This is a genomic window from Streptomyces sp. AC512_CC834 (assembly GCF_019049325.1).
Lineage (GTDB): Bacteria > Actinomycetota > Actinomycetes > Streptomycetales > Streptomycetaceae > Streptomyces.
In genome coordinates this window covers 155626-165039 of record NZ_JAGMUO010000023.1, presented here as the reverse complement: position 1 = coordinate 165039, position 9414 = coordinate 155626, and the positions used below count along the sequence as shown (strand labels likewise).

The 9414-nt window shown below is 65.7% G+C and carries 11 protein-coding genes and 1 pseudogene; 5 read left to right on the top strand and 7 right to left on the bottom strand.

Annotated features, from left to right (window positions below; all coding sequences use genetic code 11):
* Positions 1–160 precede the first annotated feature (160 nt).
* The 3 genes from KUM40_RS08920 to KUM40_RS08910 form a co-directional block, all read right to left on the bottom strand.
* Positions 161–571 carry a hypothetical protein gene (locus tag KUM40_RS08920; protein ID WP_217164745.1) on the bottom strand — a complete coding sequence of 137 codons (411 nt, stop codon included), beginning with the start codon at positions 569–571 and terminating at the stop codon, positions 161–163.
* A 13-nt stretch (positions 572–584) separates the two neighbouring features.
* The gene (locus tag KUM40_RS08915) at positions 585–1838 is read right to left on the bottom strand and encodes a hypothetical protein (protein WP_254394783.1); all 1254 of its coding nucleotides are present in this window, start codon (positions 1836–1838) and stop codon (positions 585–587) included.
* Positions 1839–1968: 130 nt separating this feature from the next.
* Positions 1969–2259, bottom strand: coding sequence for a hypothetical protein (locus KUM40_RS08910; protein WP_217164742.1), 291 nt, complete (start codon positions 2257–2259; stop codon positions 1969–1971).
* Positions 2260–2548: 289 nt separating this feature from the next.
* On the opposite strand from KUM40_RS08910, the pseudogene KUM40_RS08905 reads away from it, so the two are divergent.
* Positions 2549–2742: pseudogene (locus KUM40_RS08905) on the top strand (galactokinase); the annotation flags it as partial.
* Positions 2743–4001: 1259 nt separating this feature from the next.
* On the opposite strand, the gene KUM40_RS08900 reads toward KUM40_RS08905, so the two are convergent.
* Both KUM40_RS08900 and KUM40_RS08895 read right to left on the bottom strand, forming a co-directional pair.
* The gene (locus KUM40_RS08900) at positions 4002–4259 is read right to left on the bottom strand and encodes a DUF397 domain-containing protein (RefSeq protein ID WP_217164740.1); all 258 of its coding nucleotides are present in this window, start codon (positions 4257–4259) and stop codon (positions 4002–4004) included.
* A complete protein-coding gene (locus KUM40_RS08895) occupies positions 4256–5137 on the bottom strand; it encodes a helix-turn-helix transcriptional regulator (protein ID WP_254394782.1) in 882 nt (293 codons plus the stop codon). Before KUM40_RS08895 ends, KUM40_RS08900 begins: the two co-directional genes overlap by 4 nt.
* 270 nt (positions 5138–5407) lie before the next feature.
* Here KUM40_RS08895 and KUM40_RS08890 point away from each other — a divergent pair, with 270 nt between their 5' ends.
* From KUM40_RS08890 to KUM40_RS08880, 3 genes are all read left to right on the top strand, one after another.
* The gene (locus KUM40_RS08890; protein WP_254394781.1) at positions 5408–5731 is read left to right on the top strand and encodes a hypothetical protein; all 324 of its coding nucleotides are present in this window, start codon (positions 5408–5410) and stop codon (positions 5729–5731) included.
* 86 nt (positions 5732–5817) lie between these two features.
* Positions 5818–6633 (top strand): ATP-binding protein, encoded by an 816-nt coding sequence (locus KUM40_RS08885; RefSeq protein WP_217164737.1) that lies wholly within the window; start codon positions 5818–5820, stop codon positions 6631–6633.
* A gap of 62 nt (positions 6634–6695) precedes the next feature.
* Complete coding sequence (locus KUM40_RS08880; RefSeq protein WP_217164735.1) at positions 6696–7295, top strand: Uma2 family endonuclease; 600 nt, start codon at positions 6696–6698, stop codon at positions 7293–7295.
* A 33-nt stretch (positions 7296–7328) separates the two neighbouring features.
* Here the strand turns inward: KUM40_RS08880 and KUM40_RS08875 are convergent, their stop codons facing one another.
* The gene (locus tag KUM40_RS08875; protein ID WP_217164733.1) at positions 7329–7784 is read right to left on the bottom strand and encodes a GNAT family N-acetyltransferase; all 456 of its coding nucleotides are present in this window, start codon (positions 7782–7784) and stop codon (positions 7329–7331) included.
* A gap of 324 nt (positions 7785–8108) precedes the next feature.
* On the opposite strand from KUM40_RS08875, the gene KUM40_RS08870 reads away from it, so the two are divergent.
* Positions 8109–8876, top strand: a complete 768-nt coding sequence (locus tag KUM40_RS08870; RefSeq protein WP_217164731.1) for a response regulator transcription factor — start codon at positions 8109–8111, stop codon at positions 8874–8876.
* Here KUM40_RS08870 and tamR read toward each other — a convergent pair.
* Positions 8835–9332 (bottom strand): MarR family transcriptional regulator TamR, encoded by a 498-nt coding sequence (gene tamR, locus KUM40_RS08865; protein ID WP_059301209.1) that lies wholly within the window; start codon positions 9330–9332, stop codon positions 8835–8837. The genes KUM40_RS08870 and tamR overlap by 42 nt on opposite strands.
* Positions 9333–9414 lie beyond the last annotated feature (82 nt).

Below are 9414 nucleotides of genomic sequence, written 5' to 3'. Positions count from 1 at the left end.
CGAACGCGGGCCTACTCGGTGACCATCAAAGGATCATTCGGGAAGGTACGCCTCCGCGTCCCCGCCCGGGGCTGATCCACAGGTCTTGAGCATTGCTCAAGGGAGAAGGAGGCGATATCCCGTGGCCGACGCGCTACCCTTGCTTGCAGCCTTCATATGTTCAGCTGCCATGGACAGGCTCCTTGCGGTTGAGAAGGCGTATGGCCACAAGGCCGACGAGCCCGGCAATGACCGACACCCACAGGACTGCCTCACCCTGGAGGGACGCGAATGCCAGGCCGTACACGAGATAGAAGGTGAGGGCGATACGCAGGATGGTGAGTTCGCCGGACAGCGCGGACCAGGCGGTCGGCCGGCGTGCCAGCAGGATGAGTAGTACCGGGGTCGCGGACGCCAGGGCCCAGTCCCACGTCGGCATGGGTAGCCACTGTTCCCCGAACATCTCTTCGGAGAAGGGCGTGGACATGAGACGGAAGACTGCCAGGATGAAGACGATTTTCACCCCTGCGATGCCGTACGGCAACCAGGGGACTGCATGGCCGGTCTCTTTGGCGTCGCGGGTTGCGGTCATCGACAGGTCTCCTTCACCACTGTGAGCCGACGGGTGCGGTCATGCGGTCCTTCATTCGGCTGTATCCGTCGTTGGTCGCGGCATCCGCGCCCTTGTCCGCGGCGTCGAGTATCGTGGACGTCGCCCAAGCGCCCTGAACCGCGTCCTTGTGGCGCTGAGCCTGACTGGCGTTCGAAGCGAGCGTGCGGTTGTCGGGGTAGGCATCCCGCCACTTGTTGATGTCCTTCATCTGCTTGGCCATGGCCTTGTCACCGATGGCGCTGGCCTTCTCCGCAGCTGTAATCTGCGGCATCTCGGTATCGCGGACCTCGTTGGATGCACGTTTGCCTGCCGCCCGATTCTCGCCCTCCATGCGGAGTCGCTTCGCCCTGGCCCGATCGCGACTCTTCCGGGAAGTACCGCCACGCTTGCGCTCCGCCTTTGCCGCCGTCTTGCGGGCACTTGCGTTTGCACGCGAGGCCTGCGACTTGGCCTGTCCTTTGGCTAGATCGGCAGCGGTCTTCCGTGAGCTATTTTGCAGGGCTTTCATGGCTTTTGCCGCTTTCATCCCCGTACGTGCCAATTTTAGTGCACCGAGGTCCATGACTACATCGAACCACGAACCGTTTCCAGTTACCGCCTGCGTGATGTGGATCGCGGCTACGACAACCGTAAGAGCCAGCGCGATGACGCCTACGGCGGGAAAGAACATGGCCACGACCCCGACGGCAGTCGCTGCCCAACTGGCCCAGTCCGCGATGTCGCCTAGCCATTCGGCGTCAGCGACCCAGGCCTTGAAGTCGTTCCACCAACTGTCCTTCATATCGTCGTCGATAGACGACCGGATCTTGCTGGCGTAGTGAGCAGCACGTTCCTGATAATCGCCTTCCGTCGTATTGAGGCGCCGACGTGCGGCGGTCAGATCTTCCTTCGCTCGCTTAAGAGCTGGATCAACGTCGGTTGATGCCGCTTCATCACTTGCGCCCTTTTGGTTGCCAGTGGCCTTCTTGTCACCCTTACCAGAGTGGGCGTCGATGATTCGCTGAGCGTCACGGGCGTCATCGAGTGTCTTGTCGGCAGCTTTCTGGAAATCTTCCAAGTCGTCTGCCCAACTGGAAAGATGCCCCTTGACCTCACGGTACCGGTCTTCTGCCAGATCGAGTTTACGACCCAAGCCGCGAGAATTCTCCGCCAGTTCGTCAGCGTACTTGCCCTTGAGGTTGTCGGCATCCGCCATGGCGGTGAGTGCCTCAGCCTGATTTCGCAGGTACTCGGCGATTTTCGTCATGTGTGTGACCTGGTTGAAAACGCCGACCGGGTCGCCGGGTACCGGGTCGCTTTCTCGAAGCGGTTGCCAGTCCTTTGGCCTTGCCATTTGTCCCCCTAATTCGGCAATTCAGTAAGTGAACCGAGTGTGGTTAATGGTGCCTCTTCTTGCCCGACTTGGCCAATTTGTCATCGAGACTCTTGAATGCGTCACGTGTTCCTTCGACCATTTTTCCAACCTCCTCCAGTGACTCGACCAGCCTCTTTCGGTTTTTGTCCCAATTGTCAATGAAGTCCGTCATCGCGCCTCTGAGTTCGGGGGCGCCCACCGCTGATGTGATGTCGTCCTTCCAGTCGTCGAGATTCTTGAACTCTTTACGAATGGCGTTCAGTTGCTTCGCAGAAGTTTTGAGAAGTTCAAGGTCGACAGTCAAGTCCGACATGAGAATCAGTCCTGTCTGTGAAGGTTAAGATGTATGGGCGGGGAAGCTGGCGGCTCACGAAGGCGGCGAGGCGCGGGCATACTTTGATAGATATCAGGGTCGCGGCTGCGGTCAGTGCGGCGACTTTTGGCCGCGTACCGACGCTATCGACGGGGCTTTGGGGGGCGCCAGTTGAGTTTACGTCAGTCCGATCTCGCGACAGGCACCCGTCTCGCGCCCGTCAGCCCCACCTCGCATACCGGCCCGGGCCGTGGCTTCCCCCGCCACGGCCCGGGCCCTTTGCCGTTCCCTGGTCGTCGACACGGCCCTCGCCTCCGGCGTCCTCAGTGCCCGGATGACCGGCGGCGGCTTCGGCGGCTCGGCGATCGTCCTGACGTGGAGTCTGTGATCAAGGCGGTGGAGGAGGCGTTCGCGACGGCGGGCTTCACGGCGCCTCGGGTGTTCGAGGCGGTGCCGTCAGTGGGGGCGCGGCGGGTGGTCTGACGGGAACCCGACTGTTTTTCGTCACTCTCGGTAGAGAGCGTGGGCATAGTCGTGTGAACCTCGCCCCACCGGGAGCCACCCGTGAACCGCCGTTCCACCCCCCTCACCGCCGCCGCGCTGACCGTGGTCCTGGCCCTGTCCGCGTGCGAAGGCTGATCACGTCGCCCCGGATGGGCACCATTGTCCTTCTGGCTCTGGTCTCGGCCAGAATTCCGAACACCGCATGGGCTACCCCGGATCCCGCCCCTTCCGTGACCGAAGTCGACTCCGACGCGTCGGCCGAGGTCGACGGTGACAAGGTGTCAGCCGGGTGTCTTCGGCGTGATCGTCTTTGATTGGTCCAAGAACGGAGGTGGTAAGTCGGCGGGGACTGCGTCCTTCATCGCCGATCCGCCCGTACTGGGCTACTTCGCTCCGCAGGACCATCGCCAGGCTCTCGAACTCGGACTGAGTGAGAAGGCCCGAACCGCACGGCAGGAGAAGTGAGCCCTAGTGAAAAATGATCAAATCCTTGCGTACTTCGACGGGCGAGGCACTGCAGAGTTCACGCTTCGGGGCCTCGAAGTAATGAAGATTGACAGGATCGAGGCGATCGCTTTCGAGTTGGGCTACAAGCTTCACGAGAGGGACATCGTCACCCGGGGGCAGTGGCGACTGACCTACCTCCGAGACGACTCCCCGGATGTCCGTCGACGAGCACAGGTCGCGCTGGACCGACTGCGCACCGGTGGCCCCCTGCTGACTCAGGCGTGTCCCCACACCGGAACACCGGGCGTACTGGGCCGGCCGATCGCGCCCGCAGAAGCCGCCTCTGCGCGTCAGAACATGACCGTATACGAGACGCATGGCTCGCGCGGGCTGGTTGTTTTCACAGCGTTGCTCAGCATCGGGTTCCTCGTCCTGGCCTGGTTGGCTCACAACGTTCCTGGCCGAGCGCTGGCTCTGGTTGTGCTAGCCGTCCTTCTGGCTGTCGTAGCCGCGCTGGTCCCCCGCTGGATGAGGGGCTGGTACGAAAGCAATCGGCGCAAGGCGGAGCGCTATAGACAGCAACGCGCTCAGCAGTGGGGGCCTCCTCCCTCGCCACCCCCTGTCGATGGAGACTGTCTCGATGGCCCAGGGGGGAACGGCTCGTGACTCGCGTCGGCTTCGTGGTCCCGGTGGAATTCCAGGACATCCCCATCGGTTCCGAGTTTGAGACGGTCTGGCCCGAGGTGACCAGGCGCCACGCACAAACGTCCGTGGCGCCGCCCCGGAGAAGCTCACCGAGACGGTAGCTGTCGTGCTCTGCTGACCAGCGGTGACCCAACGCCACATCCACGATCTTTCAGGCCCACGACGAACAGCGCGAATGCGTCGGCGCTTACGGTGAACCCACGTCGACCTGAGACTTTTGAATCACGTATGCCCACTTGTGCAACGGTGTGGGCCACTTCAATGCATTCGTTGTTCGCCGCGCTGTAACTGCTCTTGAACCAACCTGCCGTTACGGGGAACGGCGCGGGCTGCGTCTCGTTCATGGGGTGAGCTCCCGTCGTGCTGCGGCCAGCAGGTCAAGGCTGGTCGCGGTGTCGGCCGCTTGCGATCGCAGGTAGTCAAACATGATTTTGTAGTTGTGCACATCGGTGGGTTCGTCGAGGTACAGGCCCCGCCTGTGCAGTTCCAGATAGACCACGTTCATGCTGTTGAGCGGATCCCGTTCGTCGTCGCGTCCCAGGAGCAGAAAGTGACCGCCTGAGCCGGCCGCGTGCGCGCCCGCCGAGAACCGAAGAACCTGGATGTCCACATTGGGTCGGTCTGCCATGCCGATCAGATGGTCGATCTGCTCACCCATGACGGTCACACCGCCGACGTGCCGTCTGAGGACGGCGTCGTCGAGGACCACCCACAGGTGGAGCGCGGGGGTACGGTCCAGGATCCCCTGGCGCTTGATGCGCGCGTCCACTTCGCTTGCGATCACCTTGGCTTCGGTGCGAACTCCCTGGGCCTCGTGCAGGGCCAGCGCGTAACGCGGCGTCTGTAGCAGGCCCGGTACCAGCGCGTTGGCGAAGACGTGCTCGTACTCGGCCACGTCCTCGAAGGACATCAGAGGGTCCATGACTTCGGGCACGGCCGGATGTTCCATCCACCAGCCGTTTTCCTGATTGCGAACCAGGTCGACCAAGGTCTCGAGTTCTTCGGCTGTGGCACCGCAGGAGTCGGCAATCGCCTTCACCGTGGGGATCCTGAGCTTGGCCCGGTCCTGCCATGTCTCGTATCGGTTGACTGTCCCGACGGAGACTCCTGCGCGCTTGGCCACCTCGGACTGCGTCAGTTTGGCCCCGGTCCGGAGCGTCTTGAGTCCACGGGCGATCTGCATCCGCCCGGCAGGACCCGCTGATCCTCGCGCGGTCGCCATCTGTGTCTCCTACTCGGTCTTCGATGCCCTTACGCCCCTGTCGGGCGAGCGCGGCCATGGAGAGCGTACGTAGCCCGCCCGTAATTGGTGCTGACGTCCTGAAGTTCACCCGGTTGAGGGACGGTTGGGTGATTGAGTATCGATGATTGAAATTCAATGCCATCGTGTCTGGCGAGCGCAACAGGCGCCGCCAGAGTCTTCGACCTCATGAGCGGCAGCCGTTGTGCGTGCATCAGGTCCTACTGGCTCAACCCCTTCAAGGGAGTCATCGTGCGACGACTGATCTCGCAAGTCACCGACTGGCTGCGGCTGTTTCGCAGGCCGCCCGCCGGTCGGGAGACGACGGTGCACCAGACGCGATGGCGGGCAGATCGGCTGATGTCGCGGCGGCCGCCACTCGCTCCCACCGTCCGTCACTGGCACGAGCCTATCGACGGTGCCGCCACCCGCCTCGTCCGTCCCTACATCACTGCGTACGAGCGCGAGGAGAAGGTACGTATCCAGCGGCTGCGTCGCGATGTCCTGTGGTGTGCGACGTACGGAGTTGACCTCGACACCCGTGACATCCACGGCTGCCCGGCGGCGGCGTCATGAGCGAGAGGACGGATCGTGTGCGGATCCTGCCCTGCCCTGACGGTCATGGGCGCACGGCCGTGCTTCTCACGGATGGGGACGGGCCCGTGTCCCGGCTCGCGGACCGTATGGAGGCGGTGCAGCTCGGCTTGGGGGAGCGGCTGCTCGGCAGGGCACGGGACGCGCTGGAGGAGCAGCGGCCGAAAGCCGGGGAGCTCCGTCTCCTGACCGGTCAGTTGGCGGACGCGCTCGCAGATGCCCTGCTCATCGCCGAGTCCCGGGGCGCCCGCCTCAGGGGAACCGGTGAATCGGCCGGACAGCCGTCCGACTCAAGGTGGTCCGAGGTTCATGATTGGACAGTTTGTCCCAGCGACACGCCGTCAGAGTGGCGTTTCCATCGGGACAAACTGTCCAATCCCTGCCCGCTCGGGGACTCGCCAACAGCACCCTGGGAGGCCGAACGGGAGTGGGTGGGCGGGACTGCACCGGCACTCCGCGCCTACGGCCTGCTCACCCTCCCCGGCGGGGACCTCGCCTCTGCCCGGATCGCACGGCACTACGTCCGTGACACATGCCGGTCTTGGGGGCTGCCGGCCGCTACGACGGACGACCTCGTGGCCATCACCGGCGAACTGGTCGCCAACGCCCTGGAGCACACGGACAGCCGTACCGTCGCGATCACCTGCGCCCTCACCGCCGACACCGTCACGGTCGGTGTGACCGACGACGGCAGGAGCGGCGATACGCCGGAGATCTCGGCGTCGGCCGGTGGGTCCGGGTCGGAGTGCGAAGGCGGGCGAGGTCTGCTGATCACCGACGCGCTGGCCACCCGGTGGGGGACACGGCGGACGGGTGGAGGGCTGACGGTCTGGGCCGAAGTCGTCATCAGCGCTGTGGCGGACACTTCGGCCGACTCCGGGTGAGCGGGAGCATTCACGCCCGCAGCCGACGGCAGTCGCCTTCACACTGGAGGTTGGGAGGACCCATGACTCAGCAGACCCTGTACCGGCGGCTGCGCGACATGCGTGACCAATTCACACCCCCGCCCGGTCTCGCCTGGCCCGAGATCAGTGACGGGAAGATTGTCATGGTGCTGAGTCCGGGTCCGCGCCACCGGCTGACGGCGACGCACGTGCGGGACCGGATCACTTCGCAACTCCAGGATGGTTGGGGCGTGTTCGGGGCCACTGACACCGACGACGAGCTGCTCGGCAAACTTCGGGTCCCGGACCTGCACGTCTGTTCCTACGACGCCATGCAGACCGACGACCCCCTCGACCCTCACGAGATCGTCCTGGCGATCGAGATCGTTTCCCCCTCCAACCCGGACAACGACTACCGCGACAAAAGCCGCGACTACCCCGCCATGGGCATCCCCCACTACCTGATCCTCGACCCGCGCGACGGCACCTGGACCTACCAGTGGAGCATCGGCAGGACCGAGGGCCGGCCCGCATACGAGAACCGGCTGCACCTTCCGTACGGAGAGCCGGTCACCCTTGTCACCGAGCTCGGCACCTGGACCGTCGACACGGCCGGCCTGCCCCGTTACAGCGCGAAGGACATGGGGCTGGATCCCGAGTGACGGCGCCCGGCGCCCGACAGCGGTTCGGCTCCTTCATTCCCATCGCTTCACCAGCGTGTACTCCGTGATCCCCGGCGGGTAGTCGGGGATCACGCACATCACGTCGTAGCCGTGCTTCGTGTAGAAGCCCGGGGCCTGGAAGTCCCAGGTCTCCACGCGGGCGGCCGCGCAGCCCCGTTCGGTGCGGGCCGTGCGTTCCGCCTCGTCGAGGAGGGCGGAGCCCAGGCCCGAGCCCCGGCAGCCGTCGTCGACCCAGAGGTAGGTCACGTGGAGCCAGGTCGCCCAGGTGTGGCCGACCAGGCCGCCCGCCAGGGCTCCGGTCTGGTCCAGCACCCAGACGTGCAGCGGGAATTCGCGTTCGTGAGGGGTTCCGCGCAGGGAACGCAGGATGGAGGACGCCGCCGTGTTCGTCTCCCGTAGCCGGGTGCGCAGCAGATCGCGCCGTTCTTTGTCGACTTCTGTCACAAGACGAAACATGCGGCTCACCATAAACGTGCCGGGCGGTCAGTTCTGCAAATAGCCTTCCGCTCCCGGCGCCCGCCCGTACTCTGATGAACAGCACCGGTGGGGGCCGGTGCCGTTCAGGGGGCGAGACAGCCGGGTACGACGCCCGGGGCGGGGGTAGCGGTTACCGCACGGCGGCGGTCGTGCGGCTGCGGCGGCCCGTCCCGGAGTACCGAGCACATAGCTGGATACGGGGCTTCGGGCGTCGTACCCGTGCCGGGTGTTGTACTCGTGTCGGGTGTCGTCTTCCGAGGACGGACAGACGATGGGTATCCCCTGCTCCTGGCGGAGCCTGGGGGAGGGGGTTTCGTGGTTCGTATCCGAGTCCTGGTCGTCGACGACCATCGCATCTTCGCCGAGTCGCTCGCGGCCGCGCTGGCCGCCGAGCCCGACGTCGACGTCTCCGCGGCCGGCAGCGGTCCGGCCGCACTGCGCTGCCTGGAGCGGGCCGCGTCCGAGGGGCGGCGGTTCGACGTGCTGCTCGTCGACGCCGACCTGGGCGGCCACGTGCCCGGCGCCCGGCCCGCCGTCCCCGTGCGGGACGGCAACGAGGACGGGCTGGTGGACGGGATCTCGCTGGTCGCCGGGGTGCGGTCGGGGCAGCCGGGCGTACGGATCGTCGTCCTCGCCGAGAAGGACGACCCCCGGCGGGCGGCCCTCGCGCTGGGGGCAGGCGCCTGCGGGTGGGTGGCCAAGGACTGCTCCCTGTCGCGGCTGCTCAGCGTCATCCGCGGCGTTCTGCGCGACGAGACGCATCTGCCGCCTGCCCTGCTCACCGGCGTCCTGCGCGAACTGACCGCCGCCCGCAAGCACCGCACCGAGAGCGAGCGGCTGGTGGAGTCCCTGACGCCGAGGGAGCGTGAGGTACTGCGCTGCATGGTCGCCGGGCTCGGACGCAAGGCGGTCGCCGAGCGGCTGTACCTGTCCCCGCACACCGTGCGCACCCACATGCAGAACGTCCTGGGCAAACTGGGCGTCCACTCCACCCTCGCCGCCGTCGCGCTGGCCCGCAGGGCCGGGGTGGGGCCCGCCGATCTAACCAGGGATGTTGTCGAACGGGGCGGTCAGTTGGCGTAGCAGGGCCGCCAGTTCGCTGCGCTGGGCGTGGGAGAGCTCGCCCAGGATCGCGCGCTCCTGCGCCAGCAGGCCCGCCAGTGACTGGTCGGCGCGGTCCCGGCCCTCGTCCGTGAGCCGGACCAGGACGCCGCGCCGGTCGCTGGGGTCGGGCAGGCGCTCCACCAGGCCCTTCTTCGCGAGCCGGTCGATACGGTTGGTCATCGTGCCCGAGGTGACCAGGGTCTGGGTGAGGAGCTGTCCCGGTGAGAGCTGGTACGGGGTGCCCGCGCGGCGCAGTGCCGTCAGCACGTCGAACTCCCAGGGTTCGAGCTGGTGTTCGGAGAAGGCCAGCCGGCGCGCGCGGTCCAGGTGCCGGGCCAGCCTGCTGACGCGGCTCAGCACCTCGAGTGGTTCCACGTCGAGGTCCGGGCGCTCCCGGCGCCACGCTGCGACCAGCCGATCGACCTCGTCCTCCATGACGATCAGTGTAGTGGTTGTGTCGACGTGAAGTCTCTTGATGTCGGCAGTCTTGACGTCGAGATAGTTTGCGGGTGACGCT

Coding starts and splice junctions, on each gene's coding strand:
- KUM40_RS08920 (WP_217164745.1), bottom strand. CDS start 571: ATGACCGCAACCCGCGACGCCAAAGAGACCGGCCATGCAGTCCCCTGG.
- KUM40_RS08915 (WP_254394783.1), bottom strand. CDS start 1,838: ATGACGAAAATCGCCGAGTACCTGCGAAATCAGGCTGAGGCACTCACC.
- KUM40_RS08910 (WP_217164742.1), bottom strand. CDS start 2,259: ATGTCGGACTTGACTGTCGACCTTGAACTTCTCAAAACTTCTGCGAAG.
- KUM40_RS08900 (WP_217164740.1), bottom strand. CDS start 4,259: ATGAACGAGACGCAGCCCGCGCCGTTCCCCGTAACGGCAGGTTGGTTC.
- KUM40_RS08895 (WP_254394782.1), bottom strand. CDS start 5,137: ATGGCGACCGCGCGAGGATCAGCGGGTCCTGCCGGGCGGATGCAGATC.
- KUM40_RS08880 (WP_217164735.1), top strand. CDS start 6,696: ATGACTCAGCAGACCCTGTACCGGCGGCTGCGCGACATGCGTGACCAA.
- KUM40_RS08875 (WP_217164733.1), bottom strand. CDS start 7,784: ATGGTGAGCCGCATGTTTCGTCTTGTGACAGAAGTCGACAAAGAACGG.
- tamR (WP_059301209.1), bottom strand. CDS start 9,332: ATGGAGGACGAGGTCGATCGGCTGGTCGCAGCGTGGCGCCGGGAGCGC.